Raw genomic sequence first — 16,782 nt, forward strand, 5'->3', positions numbered from 1 at the left:
GGAGGAAGGGCACAGATGGCTGAGGTGCTGGGCGTCGCGGTACTGGGCGCCGGACACATGGGGGCCGATCACATCCGACGCCTCGCCCACGGGGTGAGCGGCGCCAGGGTGGCCGCCGTCGCCGATCCCGACACCCAGCGGGTCAAGGAGGCGGTGTCGGGCCTGGACGGCGTGTCGGTGCACACCGAGGCGGTGGCCGCGCTGGACGCGCCCGGCGTGGACGCCGTCCTGATCGCCTCGCCGGGACCGGCGCACGAGGAGGCCCTCCTCGCCGCCTTCGACCGCGGCCTGCCGGTCCTGTGCGAGAAACCCATGGTGCCCGACTCCGCAGGGGCGCTCAGGGTGCTTGAGGCGGAGACCCGGCTGGGCCGGCGACTGGCGCAGATCGGGTTCATGCGGCGCTACGACGCCGAGTACCAGCGCCTGAAGTCCCTGCTGGACGGCGGCAGTCTGGGACGCCCGCTGATGCTGCACTGCACCCACCGCAACGTCTCCTCGCCGCCCGGCTTCACCAGCGCGATGCTGATCGACAGCTCCGTCTCGCACGAGATCGACGCGGCCCGCTGGCTGCTCGGCCAGGAGCTGACCGCCGTGACCGTACTGCGCCCCACGCCCTCGGGCGGCGCCCCGGACGGTCTGGCCGACCCGCAGTTCGTGGTGTTCGAGACCGAGCACGGCGCCCTCGTGGACGTGGAGATCTTCGTCAACTGCGGCTTCGGCTACCAGGTGCGCTGCGAGGCCGTGTGCGAGGCGGGCAGCGCCCGCATCGGCGACGAGCACACCATGGTGGTCACCGCACGGGGCGGCGCCCGCGAGGAGGTGGCGCAGGACTACGTCGTCCGCTTCGCCGACGCCTACGACCGCGAGCTGCGCGCCTGGGTCGACGCCACCCGCCGGGGACGGGTCACCGGTCCGAGCGTGTGGGACGGCTACGCCTCCTCGGTCGTCGCCGAGGCCGGGGTCCGGGCGCTGGAGACGGGCCGCCGTACGACCGTCGAACTCCCGCGCCGCCCCGACCTGTACGCCGACGACTGACACTCGGTGGACCGCCGGCCGCCGTCAGGCCCTCCGAGGCCGACGCCGGGTGCGCTCCCGCCGCCGACGCGGGATCGGGCCGCCGCCCGGGTCAGACGCTGCCGAACAGCGTGCCGAGCGCGCGTTCGACGACGGCCCCGATGTCCTCCGTCCCCTCCGCCACCACGGCGTAGCTGCGCGCGAGGAAGCGGCGCAGTTCCGCGGTCTCGAACCCGAGCAGGGCGACGCCGTACGGTGAATGGAACTCCATGACCGTGCAGCCGCGTCCGCACGGCCGGACGTGCACGTCGCCGTCCCCGGCGGGCGCGGCCAGCCCCTCGTCCAGCAGAGAGCGGGCGAAGGTCCAGGTGACGCTCTCGCCGTCGAGGGCCGCCTCCGGCGGGAAGTCGACGAACACGGCGAGCGGATCCTGCACGGAGTAGCGCAGGGTGGCGGACACGGGGACTTCCGGGTCCTCGGCCGTGATCAGACGGGCTCGGGCGGGCTGCCGGATACAGATGTCCATGTTCTTACGAGCACGAGGGACCGGGGTGTATGACACCCTGCGCGGCACCCTGTGATGTGATGTACGTCACCATGCGAGCCGGCATGACCACCACGGAACCTCAGCGCGCCGAACACCTGAACGCGGTGCGCCACAACGACAGGCCGACGGATCGGTCAAACCGCGTACTCGGGCTACGACTTGCCCCGCCCGGCCGCGTACGCTGATGGCACGAGGCGGACTTGCAGTTGAGACTCTGGCATATGTCAGAAGCACCACCGTATCGTGTATTGCCAAATCCCTTACAGGGCGTCGCGGGCTGTGCAACAGTCGTTACCGCTCCCCCTTCCTTCTTGGCCGTACCGTCCCCGCATCGGAGTGCGTCATGCCGCCCCACCTCTCTGCGGATCGCCCCGCCGCCCAGCCGCCCGCGCGCGGCTCGGTCGAGGCGTTGATATCGCAGACGCGGCGGCTCAAGGGCGAGGTGGACGCCGTACGGAGGGACACCCACGGCGACACCGCGGACCCGCACGAGCGCTGGCAGCGCGCACTGTACGACCTGGCGCTGCATCAGCTCAGCGACCTCGACGAGCACTTGGCGCAGTTGCGGGACGACCCGCCGCCGACCGTCCCCGCGCAGCCGGTGCTCCGGCAGGCCGGACCGGCCGGGCCCGTCCCCGGTGGCCTCGATCGCGGGCCCACCGGCTCACTGCTCAGCCGGGTCGGCAGCGCGGAGTGGAACCTGCTCACGGACGAGGCCAGTTGGTCCGAGGACCTGTACCGGATCCTCGGCCGCTCCCCGTCCGCGCCGGCGCTCACCTTGGACGAACTGCCGTCCCTGGTCCTCGACGAGGACCGCCCGAAGCTCACGGCGATGGTCACGGACTGCCTCGTCGACGCCAAACCGATCGACGGGGAATTCCGGGTCGTACGGCCCGACGGGTCCGTGCGCACCCTGCACATGATGGGCGAGCCGGTGCCGGACGCCGACGGCAGCACGGCCGCGATGTGGGCCGTGCTGCGGGACGTCAGTGAACTGCGGCGCAGCCAGTGGACGGTGCGCGAGACCCGTGACTCGCTGCGGCGTCACCGTCGGCAGGCGCAGACCGGGGGCGGACTCGCGGCCGAACGGCAGGAGCCCGTGCTGCCCCCGTCGCACGAGGCGCGCGGGCTCCCGCACCGGGGACCGCGGTCCCTGGACATCGCGGCGCGCCGTCTCACCGCCGCGGCAGGCCCGCCGACCTGCGGCGACTGGTACGACACCCTCCAACTGCCGGACGGTGACACCCTGCTCGGCGTGGGCGACCTCACCGGGCACGGCATCACCGTCGCCTCGGACAAGACGATGCTGATGGGCGCCGTACGCGGCATGGCGCTGGCGGGCAACCGGCCGGGCAGGCTGATGGACCTGCTGAACCAGTTACTGGACACCTCCGCACACCCCGCACCGGCCAGCGCCGTCTGCTGCCGCTACCGGCCCGCCGACCGGACCCTCGAATGGGCCCAAGCAGGACACCCCGCCCCGTTGCTGTACCGCGACGGGACGGGGCGCATGCTGGCAGCCCCCGGGGGCGTCCTGCTCGGCACGACCCCGTCAGCCGCCTACGGACAGGCCGAAGCGACCCTCGAACCCGGCGACCTGCTTCTACTGCGCACCGACGCCTTGGTACGCGGGCACAGCGGAACGGACGCCGTGGACCGCCTCCTCGACCTGGCCCCGCGCTTCGCCGCAGCGCCCACCGCGGAGGACTGCGTGCGGCTGGTCGTGGAGGAGTTCGGCGCGGGCGAGCGTGAGGACGACGCCTGCGTGCTCATCGCCAAGCTGCCCGCCTAGGAAACCCCGGGAGCGCTGCCCCGGGTGATGCTCCGGCCAGGACCCGCGAGGGCACTTCGCCGGAATGCGCGCACGGACGCCCTACGCCTGTGCGCTCCTGCTTCCCCTGCTCCTGGGTTTGGGCAGGGCCAGCTCGATCTCCTCCCGCAGTTCGTTGATCTTCGGATAGCCGGCGAATTCGGCGGTGAGCCGGTACATCTTGCTCAACCGGTCCCAGGTGCGGTGGGAGGAGTTCGATCCCATCGACATCAGGGCCAGCCGGGCGTACCGGTCCGCCTGTTCGGGGTCGTCGGCGATGAAGCACGCGGACGCCATGGACAGGAAGTCGAAGATCTTCGACCGCTGACGGCCGTCGATCCGCAGGGCCAGGGCCTTCTCCGCGAAGTGCTGGGCGTGCGCGGCCGCCCCCGGCTCGAACTCGGCCAGGGTCCGGTAGGCCAGTGCCTGCATGCCGTACAGGTCCTCCTCCTTGAACATCTGCATCCAGCTCGGCGGTGGCACGTCGCCCCGGTCCGAGACGAAGAGGTCCTCCGCCTGGCCGAGGGTGCGGCGCATCGCCTGGCCCTTGCCCATCGACGCCTGTGCCCAGGCCTCGATGGTGTGGAGCATGGCCCGGGTGCGCGGCAGCATCTCGGAGCCCGAGCCGGACTGGGCGAGTTTCATCAGGTCGAGTGCGTCGTCGGGCCGACCCAGGTGCACCATCTGGCGAGCCGCTCGGGAGAGCGCCTCCCCGGCGCGGGGCCGGTCGCCGCCCTCCCGGGCCGCGTGGGCGGCGATGACGAAGTACTTCTGGGCCGTGGGCTCCAGGCCGACGTCGTGCGACATCCAGCCGGCGAGGACGGCGAGGTTGGCCGCGACGCCCCACAGGCGCCGCTGCAGATGGTCGGGGTGACGGTAGGCGAGCATGCCGCCCACCTCGTTGAGCTGGCCCACGACCGCCTTGCGTTGCAACCCGCCACCGCGGGCCGCGTCCCACACCCGGAACACCTCGACCGAACGTTCCAGTTCCTCGATCTCCTGCGACCCGATGGGGGCGGCCTCGTAACGGTCGAACCCAGCGGGGTCGGCGTGCAGGGGGTCTTGGAGGGCAGGGGCGTCGGTCCTGAGTGTGGGGTCGGTGTGCAGCCACTCGTACATGGCACTGCTGAGTGCGGATCCCGCGGTGAGCGCTGCACCCGCGCCCACCAAGCCGCGTCGGTTGAGCATGAGGTCCATTCCCGTGAATTCGGTGAGGACCGCGGCAGTCCGTTCGGGCGCCCACGGCACACCGTCGGGATGTTCCACTCTCCCGCCGGCCGGCCGCTTCCCCGTACGCCCGTGCCGCACCAGACCGAGGTCCTCGATGGTCACGACACGACCGAGACGCTCGGTGAACAGGGCCGCCAGCACCCGCGGCACCGGATCGCGCGGGATCTCTCCCATGTCGATCCACCGCCGCACCCGGGAGGTGTCGGTCGCCAGTTGGGGGTGGCCCATGGCCGCCGCCTGCCGGTTGACCAGCCTCGCGAGTTCGCCCTTGGACCAGCCGGCCAGGCCGAACAGATCCGCGAGCCGGGTGTTGGATTGTCCGCTCACGTCAAGCCCCCAGGTTCTCGGCTGAGTTGACAGTAGCCCGGCGTAAGGTGCCGGGCGACTATTCGCCAGGGTTCGCCAGGGTGCGCCAGATGGTGTGCCACTGCACATCGGGTGTCAGGTAGGAACGCGCCACCCCGACCCGGCTACCACTCCTCCAGACGGGCGCATTCCCCAGGATGCACCCGGGCAACCGGGCCGGGTGGGCGCGCGCACCAGGCAGACACTGCAGGAACACGAAGGGATCTGTATCGCCCATGTACGCAGCATCGTCCTCCGTGTCCGCTCCGCCCCGGCCGATGCGTCCCCGTCCCGCGGGCGGCGGGCCCTACCTCGCTCCCGCGCATCCGGGGACCGGCGTGCCGGGCGTGGGGCGGCCACCGCGCACCGCGGGGCCGGGCACTCAACCGCTCAGCGGGAGACTCGACTTGTCCGGTCCCCAGGGGGCGCAACTGCGCGCGGCCATCGCGTCGGTGCACCGCATCTGCCCGGAGTTCACTCCGGTGCAGCTGCTACGGCGCAGCGGGCGGTCCGTGCTCCTGGTCGGCACGACGGGACGCAGCACGGCCGTCGCCAAGTGTCTCCTGGACCAGTCGCCCGCCTGGGCGGAGCGCATCCGCCACGAAATAGCGGCATACCGCTCGTTCGTCCGGCACCGGCCGCCCGTCCGGGTGCCGAGGCTGATCGCGGCGGATCCGGACAACTGCACCCTGGTGATCGAGCGCATGCAGGGCCGGGTGGCGGCGCTGCAACGGCACCCGGCCGAGGCCCCGCCCCGCCCGGACATCCGTGCGGCCCTCGGCGCGATCTGCCGGCTCAACGCCTGGCGGCCACCGGCGGGCACGTTCGACGCGCCCCTCGACTACGCGGCCCGTATCGCCAGGTACCACGGACTGGGGCTGCTCACCGACCGGGACCTCGGCGACCTGCAGAAGCTGCTGCACGGCATCGCGCACGCGACGGGCCGCCAGGGCATGGGCCAGTTCTGCCACGGTGACGCCCTGCTCTCCAACCTCCTGCTCTCTCCGACGGGCCCGGTGCTGGTGGACTGGGAGCACGCGGGCTGGTACCTGCCGGGGTACGACCTGGCGGTGCTGTGGTCGGTCCTCGGGGACGCGCCGGTGGCACGGCGGCAGATCAGCCAGCTCGCCCAGTCGGCCGGCCCGGCGTCGCGGGACGCCTTCCTGGTGAATCTGATGCTCGTCCTGACCCGGGAGATCCGTACCTACGAGACGGCCGTGCAGCGTTCGATGCACGACGCGCCCCCGGCGGCCTCCGGCCCGGCCGCGGCGGGTGGCGTACCGTCCGGGGAGGAGCAGCGCCTGCTGCTGCGGCGGCTGCACGACGACTGCCAACTGGCCCGCCGGGCCGTGCGCGCGGCGGTCGGCACCCGCTGACGGAACCGGCCCGCGGTGCGCCCGAGGCGGTGCACCGCGGGTCGCGCCGCGCGCCGGGCCCGCGCCGGTTCCGTACTCCAAGTCGCCTGGCGCGGTCGGCCCGATGCACGCCCCCGGCGCGCCCCTGGCAGTCCCCCGCGTTCCCGGTGCGCACCTGGGTCATTGGTGTACGCCACTGACGCCCCGCAGGCCCGCGCGGCGCAGCCACGAAACTCTCTCACCCCCGTCTGACGTGGGAAATCGCTGTTTCCTGGGCATGATTGACGGATCGTCGGCGAACCGGTACCACTGAGCATCGCTCAGCCCCGCACGCCCCACCGCGCTCGATCGTCCCAGGAGGCCGCATTGCGAGGATCCGCCACCGACCCCACGTCCGCTCCGCGCGGGAGACGTACGCGCAGGGCCGCAGGAGGCATCGCCGCCGCGGCGCTGCTGCTGCCGCTGCTGGGCGCCGCACCGTCCCAGGGCGCCGGCCGGTCCGCCGCCGGCGACCTCCAGGGGGCCTTCGCCTCCGCGGCAGCCGAGTACCACGTGCCGCAGAGCGTCCTGCTGGCCGTCTCCTACCTCCAGTCCCGTTGGGACACGCACGCCGGCGCGCCGAGCGTGTCCGGCGGCTACGGCCCGATGCACCTCACCGACGCGCACACCGCGCTCGCCGCCGCACCGCACCACGGCGAGGGCGCCGAGGACGCCCGCGGTGACAGCGCCCGCCCGGCCCGGCACCCGAAGGTGAGCGTGCCGGACGCCGCCGCTCTCCCCGACCGGCTCGAAACGCTGCCGCGGGCCGCCCGGCTGACCGGGATCCCGGCGGCCGAGCTGCGCACCGACCCGGCCGCCAACGTCGCCGGAGGCGCCGCGCTGCTCGCCGCGGCCCAGAAGGAGCTGGGCCGGCCCCTCGGCTCCGATCCGGCCGAGTGGTACGGCGCGGTGGCCCGGTTCTCCGGCGCGGACGACACCGCGACCGCCGCTTCCTACGCGAACGACGTGTACGACGTGCTGCGCACCGGCGCGAAGCGCACCACGGACCAGGGGCAGGCGGTCGCGCTGGCCGCGCGGCCGGGCCTGTCCGCGGACACCGGGCAGTTGAAGCGGGCCGGTCTCGCCCCGGCCGACCAGGACGGCACGGAGTGCCCCGCGTCGGTGTCCTGCACCTGGCTGCCGGCCCCGTACGAGGAGTTCGGGGACAACGACTACGGCAACCACGACCTGGGAAACAGGCCGGCCTCGCAGGGCATCGACTACATCGTCATCCATGACACCGAGGGCACCTGGGACGGCGTCCTCAACCTGATCCAGGACCCGACCTACGTGTCGTGGAACTACACCATCCGCTCCACGGACGGCCTGATCGCCCAGCACGTCAAGGCGAAGGACGTGGCGTGGCACGCGGGCAACTGGTACGTCAACGCCAAGTCGGTCGGCATCGAGCACGAGGGCTTCCTCGCCTCGCCCGACGCCTGGTACACGGAGGCGATGTACCGGTCGTCGGCCCGGCTGGTGAAGTACCTCGCCGCCGAGTACGACGTCCCGCTGGACCGGCAGCACATCCTCGGCCACGACAACGTGCCGGGGCCGACCACCTCCTCCGTGCCCGGCATGCACACCGACCCGGGTCCGTACTGGGACTGGCGGCACTACTTCGAGCTGCTGGGTCACCCGTTCAAGCGCACGGCGGGCAGGAACGGCGGGCTGGTCACGATCCTGCCGGACTACGCGAAGAACCAGCCGGTCTACACGGGCTGCACCACCGCGGGCGAGCCGTGCCCGGCGCACGGGTCGAGCGAGGTGCGGCTGTACTCGGACCACGACGAGAACTCCGCGCTGATCAAGGACATCGGCCTCGGCACCGCCCCGACCACCGGTGTGAACGACCTGTCCTCGCGGGTCTCGACCGGGCAGCAGTACGCGGTGGCCGACCGCTGGGGCGACTGGACGGCGATCTGGTACCTGGGACAGCAGGCATGGTTCCGCAACCCGGCCGGACAGCCGACGGCCGTGAACGCCTCCGGGCTCGTGATCACGCCCAAGGCGGGGCGTGCGAGCGTTCCGGTGTACGGCCGGGCCTACCCGGAGAAGGAGGCGTACCCGACGGGAGTGCCCGCGCAGGCGGTGTCTCCGCTGTCGTACACGATCCCGGCGGGCCAGGAGTACGTCGTCGGTGACGAGCTGCCCGGCGAGTACTTCTACGCGGTCACCTTCGCCACCGACTCGCACCGGGTCGTGGTGGGTCGTGGTGGGCAAGGACCTATACTACCAGATCCAGTACGGCCACCGGGTGGCGTATGTGCGCGCCGCCGACGTGGACGTGCGGTCGTCGGCCGGCTGACGGCCGTCGTCAGCCCTGCTGGAAAAGCTCCGCCGGGAGCGGCTTCAGCAGGGCGTACAGGTCGTCGGTGATGGGCCGGTCCCAGGCCGCGATGGTGACCAGGATGCCGTCGCTGCGGTCGAACTGCACGCATGAGATCCGGGTCTCGGTGAGCTTCAGCCGGCGCACGATCAGCAGGTTGTCGCCCTGGAGCACCGGCATGTCCTCGGTGCCGGTGACCGTGACCTCCTCGTCGTTCTCCAGCGCCAGCAGCAGTTGGGCCACCTCGAAGGGGATCTCCCCCTCGGCGACGTCACGGGCCGGGGAGCCCTCCGGGAGATTGCCGATGATCATGGCGGGGCCACGGCCGCCGAACAGGTCGTAACGCAGGAAGACGCCCTGGCAGCTGCCGTCGGGGGCGGGCAGCAGGCCCGCGCCCAGATTGCCGGGCCAGTCGCCCGGGTCCATGGCCAGGACGTCGAAGTCGGGCCCGGCGGGCGTGGCGCTGCGGCGACGGAGGAACGACATGCGGCCATGGTACGTGCCCGGGCCCGGTCGACGGCGCCCGGGCGGCGTCCCGTCAGGGGAGCCGTGCCACGCCGCGGAACCCGCGGGCGACCGGCCGCGCGGCCCCTGGGCGGCGTTCCGGCGGACAGGGTTCGGTGGGTGGCGTCCGGCGGGCGGCGATCGGCGGGCGGGGTTCCGGTGGGCCGGGCGGGGGAGCCGGGTCAGTCCCGCGGCGGTACGGACTCCTGCGGCGGTGCGGGCGGTACGACGGCGATCGGGCTCGCCGCGTGCAGCAGGACGGCCTGGGTGACGGAGCCCATCATCGGGGCGGGCGCGAGCAGCCGCCGCCGGTGCCGGCCGACGACGACCAGAGCTGCCCCGCCCGAGGCCGCGACCAGGTTGCCGGCCGCGTCGCCGGGCAGCGCCAGGGCGTCGGCGCGGACATCCGGGTGCCGGGCGCGGTGCGGTGCGAGGAGGTCCTCGGTGAGGGTCCTGGTCTCGTGCTCCACGGCGGCCTGGTCGATGGCGGGCGGGACGAGGCCGCCGGGCGCCGGCAGCGGCAGCGCGGGCCACCGGTAGGCGGCGATCACCTGGAGGCGGGCCCCGCGCAGACCGGCCTCGGTGAAGGCGAAAGCGGGCGTGGCGTCGTCGGGGTCGTCCACGTCCACGCCCACGACCACCCGGGGCCCTGGCCCGGCCGGCGGCTCGCCGTGCTCCCCCGCCGTCGCGGCGGCACCCGTGTCGCGGCCGGGCCGGGGCACGACGACGACCGGGCACTGCGCGGCGCGGGCGGCGGCCAGGCCGTTGGAGCCGAGCAGCAGGCTGGCGAAGCCGCCCCGCCCCCGGGAGCCGAGCACCAGCAGTTGTGCCTCGGCGCCCAGGGCGGGCAGCACCGCGGCGGGCGCGCCGGACAACGCGACGTACTCGACGGCCTGCCCGGCCGCCGGGCCGCGCAGCCGGGTGCGCACCGCGTCGAGGATGTCGTCGTCGTCCGGTTCGGGCGGGCCGGCGATCAGCACCTCGGGCCGGCCCCACGGCGCGTACTGCCGCACATGGACCACGCGCAGCGGTGCCGCGCGGCGCCTGGCGGCGTCGAGAGCCCAGTCCAGGGCACGCAGGCTGTCGTCCGAACCGTCGACCGCGGCGATCACCGGCAGCGTGCTCATGGTTCCTGACCTCCGGGATGCGGCTGTGCCTTGCGGGGGTCAGCCTCGCCCAGGTGCCGGTCCCGGGACGGCCCGGTCGGGCGCGTGTTGGGAAATCGGTGCGGAAGTCCCCCGGATCGGCTCGGCGGCGCACCCGGTGCCGCGCGGGTCAGGTCAGGTCGAACTCGCCTTCCCGCGCGCCGGAGACGAAGGCACCCCATTCGGCCGGAGTGAAGATCAGGGAAGGGCTCTGCGGGCGACCGCTGTTGCGCATCGCGATGAAGCCCTCGACAAAGGCGATCTGGACATCGCCAAGCCCTCGGCTGCTGGACTGCCAATCGGCGTTGCTGAGGTCCAGATCCGGCTTGTCCCAGCCCCTGAGCGGCTGCTGCTGGGTGGTGCTCTCGGCCACGTCCGTGCTCCTCCCGGTTCGTCGTCCGCGGCCAGCCTAGCGATCGGTTCCGACGGCCGACAGGCCACGTGTGGGGGACCTTTCAGAAGTCGGGCGGCCGCGCTCCCACCAGCCACATGGAGAAGAACTGCGAGCCGCCGCCGTAGGCGTGCCCGAGCACCTTCCTGGCCCGCTCCACCTGGTGTTCCCCGGCCTGTCCGCGCACCTGGAGGGCGGCCTCCGCGAAGCGGATCATGCCGGAGGCGCCGATCGGATTGGTGGACAGCACACCGCCCGACATGTTGACGGGCAGGTCCCCGTCGAGTTCGGTCACCCCGGACTCGGTGAGCTTCCAGCCCTCGCCCTCCGCGGCGAAGCCGAGGTTCTCCAGCCACATGGGCTCGTACCAGGAGAACGGCACGTACATCTCGACGGCGTCGATGTCCCGGCGCGGGTCGGCGATGCCCGCCTGCCGGTAGACGTCGGCGGCGCAGTCCTTGCCGGCCTGCGGGGAGACGAAGTCCTTCCCGGCGAACAGGGTGGGTTCGCTGCGCATGGCGCCGCCGAGCATCCAGGCGGGCGGCCGGGGGGCGCGGGCGGCGCCGGCCCGGTCGGTGAGGACCATCGCGCAGGCCCCGTCGGAGGAGGGGCAGGTCTCCGAGTAGCGGATGGGGTCCCACAGCATCGGGGACGCCTGGACCTGCTCCAGGGTGAGGTCGTGCTCGTGCAGGTGGGCGTACGGGTTCTTGAGGGCGTTGCGCCGGTCCTTGTAGGCGACCAGGGAACCGATGGTGTCGGGGGCGCCGCTGCGCCGCATGTACGCGCGCACGTGCGGGGCGAAGAAGCCGCCCGCGCCCGCCAGCAGCGGCTGCTGGAACGGGATCGGCAGGGACAGGCCCCACATGGCGTTGGACTCGGACTGCTTCTCGAAGGCGAGGGTGAGCACGGTGGCGTGCACCCGGGAGGCGACGAGGCCGGCCGCGACGAGGGCGGTGGAGCCGCCGACGGAACCGGCGGTGTGCACCCGCAGCAGCGGCTTGCCCACCGCGCCGAGCGCGTCGGCCAGGTACAGCTCCGGCATCATCACGCCCTCGAAGAAGTCGGGCGCCTTGCCGATGACCACGGCGTCGATGTCGGACCAGGTCAGTTCGGCGTCGTCGAGGGCGCGGCGGGCCGCCTCGCGGACCAGGCCCGCGATCGACACGTCCCGGCGGGCCGCCACGTGTTTGGTCTGGCCGATCCCTATGACGGCCACGGGCTCCTTGCTCATCGGGGATCCCCTTCCAGTACGGCGACCAGGTTCTGTTGCAGGCAGGGGCCGGACGTGGCGTGGGCGAGCGCCCGGTCGGACTCGCCGCGTGCGATGCGGGCGGCGGCCTCGCCGATGCGGACGAGCCCGGCCGCCATGACCGGATTGGCGGCGAGGGCGCCGCCGGACGGGTTGACGCACACGTCGTCGCCGAGCCGCAGCGCCTTGCGCAGGACGACCTCCTGTGCGCTGAACGGCGCGTGCAACTCGGCGGTGTCGACGGGCCGTTCGAAGGCGCCGGCGCGTTCGGCGGCGAGCCGGGCGGAGGGCGAGTCGGTCAGCTCGCGCAGACCGAGGGCATGGGCCTCGACGCGGTGGTCGATGCCCCGGATCCAGGCGGGCCGCGGGCACAGTTCACGGGCCCGGTCGCCCGCAGCGAGGATCACGGCGGCGGCGCCGTCGCCGACGGGCGGGCAGTCGCCGGTGCGCAGGGGCCGTACGACGTACTCCCCCTGTGGGACGGAACCCCGCAGCTGGGCATGGGGGTTGGCGGCGGCGGACGCGCGGTTGCGGGCGGCGAGCGCGGCCAGCGCGGCCTCGTCCGTCTCCCCCGCGTCGATGAGCGCCTGCGCCTGGAGCGCGGCGAGGGCGACGGCGTCCGGCCACAGCGGGGCGACGTAGTACGGGTCGAGCTGGCGGGTGAGGACGTCCCGGACGGAGCCGGGCGAGGACTTGCCGTAGGAGTAGACGAGGGCGGTGTCGGCGTCACCGGTGAGGAGTTTGGTCCATGCCTCGTACAACGCCCAGGCGCCGTCCATCTCGACGTGCGACTCGGAGATCGGCGGCCAGGCGCCGACGCCGTCCAGGGCGAGGGTGAAGGAGAAGGCACGGCCGGCCAGGTAGTCGCTGGAGCCGGAGCAGGTGAAACCGATGTCGGAGGTCTTCAGGCCGGTCCTCTCCAGCACCTCGTGCAGGACCGGCAGGAGCATCTCCGCCTCGGAGTGTTCCTCGTCGGCGCGCCGGTGGGCGGTCTGCGCGAAGGCGACGACGGCGATCTCCCGGGGGGCCGGCGCGTCTGCACGGGTCACAGCAGCTCCTTGTACGTGTCGTAGTCGGCGTCGGGTTCGCCGGTCGGCCGGTAGTGGTCGGGGTGGCGGGCGCCCTCGGTCCACACCGGTTCGACGCGCAGGCCCATCCGCACCCGGTCGTAGGGGATGCCGCCGATGCGGCCGTGCAGCGCGAGGCCGGCGCCGTCGAGGGCGATGTGCGCGTAGACGTAGGGCACCTCGATGTCGAGGTTCCTGGCCTTGATGTTGACGATGCAGTAGGTGGTGACCGTGCCGCGGGGGCCCACCTCGACCTGCTCGGCGGTGGCGACGCCGCAGGTGGGGCAGGCGCCCCTGGGCGGGACGTACACCTTGCGGCAGGACGGGCAGCGTTCGCCGACGGTGCGGTGTTCGGCGAGCGCCTCGATGTAGGCGCTCTGGGCGCGGCCGGGTGTGTAGGTGTAGTCGAGGCGGGCGGGGGCGACGATGCCGGTGACGGGGTCCGCGAACGTGCCGCTGTGGCCGGTGGGTTCGGCGGCGGTGCCGTCGTACGGTTCGAAGCAGGCGATGTCGGTGATGGCGCCGGTGCGCTCCTCGGCCCAGCGGATCCGCACGCGCAGGCCGGTGTGCACGGAGTCGGGTCCGGGGGCGTCCAGGGCGTGCAGCAGGGGGGTGTCGGCGCCGTCGAGCCGGACCAGGACCCAGGCGAAGGGGGTGGTGAGGGGCTGGCCGGGCCGGGGCTCGTGGTTCCAGGCCCAGGTGGTGACCGTGCCGGTGGGGGCGACCTCGACGAGGTCGCGGATCTCCTCGGCGGTCACCGGGTCGTATTCGACGGGCGGTACCAGGGTGCGGCCGTCGCCCGTGCGCACACAGAGCACGACGCGTTCGCGCAGGCCGGTGAGGAAGGCGCTCTGGACGGGGCCGAGCGAGCGGGTGAAGGGGAACTCCAGGACGAGGGGGGCCTTGAGGACGTCGGGCATCGGCGGCTGTCTCCTTCGCTGTTCGGGCGGCCCGGCACGGGGTCAGGCGCGCTTGTAGACGGGGGGCCGCTTCTCCGCGAAGGCGCGGGCGCCTTCCTTGGCGTCGGCGGTGTCGAAGACCGGCCAGCCGCGTTCGAGTTCCGCGGCGAGGCCGTCGGCCTCGGTCATCTCGGCGGTCTCGTACACGGACGCCTTGACGGCCTCGACGGCGAGCGGGCCGCAGGCGTTGATCCGCTCGGCGATCTCCAGGGCGTGGGCGAGCGCGGTGCCGTCGGGGACGACGTGGCCGACGAGTCCGATGCCGCCGGCTTCGCGGGCGCTGTACGGCCGGCCGGTGAGCAGCATCTCCAGGGCGTGGGTGCGGGGAATCTGGCGTTGCAGTCGGACGGTGGAGCCGCCGATCGGGAACAGGCCGCGCCTGACCTCGAAGAGGCCGAAGGTCGCGGACTCGCCGGCCACCCGGATGTCGGTGCCCTGGAGGATCTCCGTGCCGCCGGCCACGCAGTGCCCCTCGACGGCGGCAATCACCGGTTTGCGCGGCCGGTGGTGGCGCAGCATGGCCTTCCAGTGCAGGTCGGGGTCGGCCTTGAGCCGGTCCCGGTAGTGCTCGCCCACCATGCCGCCGCCGGCCAGGGCCTTGAGGTCCATCCCGGCGCAGAAGGCGGTTCCGGCGCCGGTGAGCACGACGGAGCGGACGGTGTCGTCCGCGTCGGCCTCCAGCCAGCCGTCGTACAGGCCGACGAGCATCGGCAGCGAGAGCGCGTTCTTGGCCTCGGGCCTGTTGAGTGTGAGTACCAGTGTGGCGCCTTCGTGCCGCACGGTGAGGTGTTCGGTGCCGGCCATGACCCATCTCCCCTCTGCCGGAACGAGAACAGGTTGCAGTAGGCGGGTGGGCACTTCAAGGGTTTTCTGACAGTCAGTCAGATTTCTTCGCGGGAAGCCTTCACAGTTGCGGCGCCCTTTGCTCTGATGACCGGCGAACCGTCGGATGCCAGGTACGCCCGGGTCAGGAGGAACGGTGGAGTACAACCTTGCCGACCTGTTCGAGTCGGTCGTCGACGCGGTCCCGGACCGTGAAGCCCTCGTGTACATCGACCACCCGGGTACCGGCACGGAGCGCCGCCTGACGTACGCGGAGCTGGACGCGGCGGCGAACCGCATCGGGCACCATCTCGCCGACAGCGGGATACGGCCGGGCGAGCATCTTGGGCTCCACCTCTACAACGGCGTCGAGTACCTGCAGACGGTGCTCGGCTGCCTGAAGGCGCGCGTCGTCCCGGTCAACGTCAACTACCGCTACGTCGAGGACGAGCTGGCCTATCTCTACCGGGACGCGGATCTGGTGGCGCTCGTCTTCGACGCGGAGTTCACGGACCGGGTGGCGGCGGCGCTGCCGCGCTCCGCGGGGCTGCGGCATCTGGTGCGGGTGGGTGCCGCGGCGCCGGGCGAGGCCGAGGTGCCCGCCGTGGCCTTCACCGACGCCGAGGCAGCCGGGTCGCCGGAGCGGGGCTTCGCGGCACGCTCGGCCGACGACCAGTTCATCATCTACACCGGCGGCACCACCGGGATGCCCAAGGGCGTGATGTGGCGACAGGAGGACCTGTTCTTCTCGGGCATGGGAGGCGGGGCACCGACCGGTGAGCCGGTGCGCAGGCCGGAGGAACTGGCCGAGCGGGTCGCGGCCGGCGGTGCCGGGATCACCTTCTTCCCCACTCCCCCGCTGATGCACGGCACGTCCACGCTGACGGCGTTCATCGGGTTCAACTTCGGGCAGCGTGTGGTGCTCCACCGCAAGTTCACGCCCGAGGACGTGCTGCGGACGGTCGAGAAGGAGAAGGTCTCCAGCGTGTCCCTGGTCGGCGACGCGATGCTGCGGCCGCTGATCGACGCGTTGCGGGGCCCGATGAAGGGCACGGACTGCTCGTCGGTGTTCAGCGTCTCCTCGTCGGGGGCGATCATGTCGGAGACGGTGCGCCGGCAGTTCGGCGAACTCGTGCCGAACGCCCTGCTGTTGAACAACTTCGGGTCCTCCGAGTCCGGGTTCAACGGCACGGCGACGGACGACTCCGGACCGGAGCGCGGGTTCCGCATCCGCGTCAACTCCCGCACCCTGGTGGTCGATCCGGCCACCTGGGAACCGGTAGCGGCCGGTGAGGTGGGGCGGGTCGCGCAGTGCGGGCACGTCCCGCTCGGCTACTACAACGACCCGGCGAAGACCGCCGAGACCTTCTTCGAGAAGGACGGCCGGCGCTGGGTGCTGCTGGGCGACATGGCCACCGTCGACGAGGACGGCGTCGTCACCGTGCTCGGCCGTGGCTCGCAGTGCATCAACACCGGCGGGGAGAAGGTCTACCCGGAAGAGGTCGAACAGGCGCTCAAGTCGCATCCGGACGTGTACGACGCGCTCGTGGCCGGGGTGCCGGACGCCACCTGGGGCAATCATGTGGCGGCGGTGGTGCAGTTGCGCGCGGGCGCCGCCCCGTTGTCCCTGGCGGACGTCCAGCGGCACTGCCGCACCCAGCTGGCCGGCTACAAGATCCCGCGCCAGCTCGTGCTCACGGAGGCGGTCCGGCGCTCGCCCAGCGGCAAGGCGGACTACCGGTGGGCGCGGGAGGTGGCGGCCGCCGCGGACCGGTAGGACGCGTGCCCCGGGCGTCCGGCGCACACCGGTGGTCCGCCGGACGCGCCCGCCGCTACCCCGGAGGGGGCGGGGAGAGGGCCGGGTCCGCATCGAGGAAGGCGGCGATCCGGCGCGCGAACCGCTCCGCGTCGTCCAGCCAGGGACAGTGCCCGGCGCCGGGCTGGATGACGCAGACCGCGTCCGGGAACGCCTCCGC

The 16,782-nt window shown here is 72.9% G+C and carries 13 protein-coding genes and 1 pseudogene; 5 read left to right on the forward strand and 9 right to left on the reverse strand.

What is annotated here, in order from left to right; all coding sequences use genetic code 11:
- The first annotated feature begins 15 nt into the window (after nt 1–15).
- On the forward strand, nt 16–1,035 hold the full coding sequence (locus ACFC09_RS34205) for a Gfo/Idh/MocA family protein (RefSeq protein WP_376534784.1): 1,020 nt from the start codon (nt 16–18) through the stop codon (nt 1,033–1,035).
- Nucleotides 1,036–1,126: 91 nt separating this feature from the next.
- Here the strand turns inward: ACFC09_RS34205 and ACFC09_RS34210 are convergent, their stop codons facing one another.
- Nucleotides 1,127–1,540, reverse strand: a complete 414-nt coding sequence (locus ACFC09_RS34210; RefSeq protein WP_376534786.1) for an SsgA family sporulation/cell division regulator — start codon at nt 1,538–1,540, stop codon at nt 1,127–1,129.
- A gap of 364 nt (nt 1,541–1,904) precedes the next feature.
- Here ACFC09_RS34210 and ACFC09_RS34215 point away from each other — a divergent pair, with 364 nt between their 5' ends.
- Nucleotides 1,905–3,353 (forward strand): SpoIIE family protein phosphatase, encoded by a 1,449-nt coding sequence (locus tag ACFC09_RS34215; RefSeq protein ID WP_376534788.1) that lies wholly within the window; start codon nt 1,905–1,907, stop codon nt 3,351–3,353.
- 81 nt (nt 3,354–3,434) lie between these two features.
- On the opposite strand, the gene ACFC09_RS34220 is transcribed toward ACFC09_RS34215, so the two are convergent.
- Nucleotides 3,435–4,928 carry a hypothetical protein gene (locus ACFC09_RS34220; protein ID WP_376534790.1) on the reverse strand — a complete coding sequence of 498 codons (1,494 nt, stop codon included), beginning with the start codon at nt 4,926–4,928 and terminating at the stop codon, nt 3,435–3,437.
- Nucleotides 4,929–5,182: 254 nt separating this feature from the next.
- Here ACFC09_RS34220 and ACFC09_RS34225 point away from each other — a divergent pair, with 254 nt between their 5' ends.
- Both ACFC09_RS34225 and ACFC09_RS34230 read left to right on the forward strand, forming a co-directional pair.
- Nucleotides 5,183–6,322, forward strand: a complete 1,140-nt coding sequence (locus ACFC09_RS34225; protein ID WP_376534792.1) for an aminoglycoside phosphotransferase family protein — start codon at nt 5,183–5,185, stop codon at nt 6,320–6,322.
- A gap of 345 nt (nt 6,323–6,667) precedes the next feature.
- A pseudogene (locus ACFC09_RS34230) lies at nt 6,668–8,648 on the forward strand (N-acetylmuramoyl-L-alanine amidase).
- A 9-nt stretch (nt 8,649–8,657) separates the two neighbouring features.
- On the opposite strand, the gene ACFC09_RS34235 reads toward ACFC09_RS34230, so the two are convergent.
- From ACFC09_RS34235 to ACFC09_RS34265, 7 genes are all read right to left on the reverse strand, one after another.
- Complete coding sequence (locus ACFC09_RS34235; protein WP_376534794.1) at nt 8,658–9,155, reverse strand: hypothetical protein; 498 nt, start codon at nt 9,153–9,155, stop codon at nt 8,658–8,660.
- A 200-nt stretch (nt 9,156–9,355) separates the two neighbouring features.
- On the reverse strand, nt 9,356–10,300 hold the full coding sequence (locus ACFC09_RS34240) for a universal stress protein (protein ID WP_376534796.1): 945 nt from the start codon (nt 10,298–10,300) through the stop codon (nt 9,356–9,358).
- 148 nt (nt 10,301–10,448) lie between these two features.
- A complete protein-coding gene (locus ACFC09_RS34245; protein ID WP_376534798.1) occupies nt 10,449–10,691 on the reverse strand; it encodes a DUF397 domain-containing protein in 243 nt (80 codons plus the stop codon).
- A gap of 82 nt (nt 10,692–10,773) precedes the next feature.
- Entirely contained in the window at nt 10,774–11,940 is a 1,167-nt protein-coding gene (locus tag ACFC09_RS34250) for a thiolase domain-containing protein (RefSeq protein ID WP_376534800.1), read from the reverse strand.
- Nucleotides 11,937–13,007 carry a thiolase domain-containing protein gene (locus ACFC09_RS34255; RefSeq protein WP_376534802.1) on the reverse strand — a complete coding sequence of 357 codons (1,071 nt, stop codon included), beginning with the start codon at nt 13,005–13,007 and terminating at the stop codon, nt 11,937–11,939. Before ACFC09_RS34255 ends, ACFC09_RS34250 begins: the two co-directional genes overlap by 4 nt.
- Nucleotides 13,004–13,945, reverse strand: coding sequence for a Zn-ribbon domain-containing OB-fold protein (locus ACFC09_RS34260; protein WP_376534804.1), 942 nt, complete (start codon nt 13,943–13,945; stop codon nt 13,004–13,006). Before ACFC09_RS34260 ends, ACFC09_RS34255 begins: the two co-directional genes overlap by 4 nt.
- 42 nt (nt 13,946–13,987) lie before the next feature.
- Entirely contained in the window at nt 13,988–14,788 is an 801-nt protein-coding gene (locus ACFC09_RS34265) for a crotonase/enoyl-CoA hydratase family protein (RefSeq protein WP_376534806.1), read from the reverse strand.
- A gap of 175 nt (nt 14,789–14,963) precedes the next feature.
- Here ACFC09_RS34265 and ACFC09_RS34270 point away from each other — a divergent pair, with 175 nt between their 5' ends.
- On the forward strand, nt 14,964–16,583 hold the full coding sequence (locus ACFC09_RS34270; protein ID WP_376534808.1) for an acyl-CoA synthetase: 1,620 nt from the start codon (nt 14,964–14,966) through the stop codon (nt 16,581–16,583).
- Nucleotides 16,584–16,782: the final 199 nt, after the last annotated feature.

The organism is Streptomyces sp. NPDC056161 (genome assembly GCF_042268025.1).
In the GTDB taxonomy this organism is placed as follows: domain Bacteria; phylum Actinomycetota; class Actinomycetes; order Streptomycetales; family Streptomycetaceae; genus Streptomyces.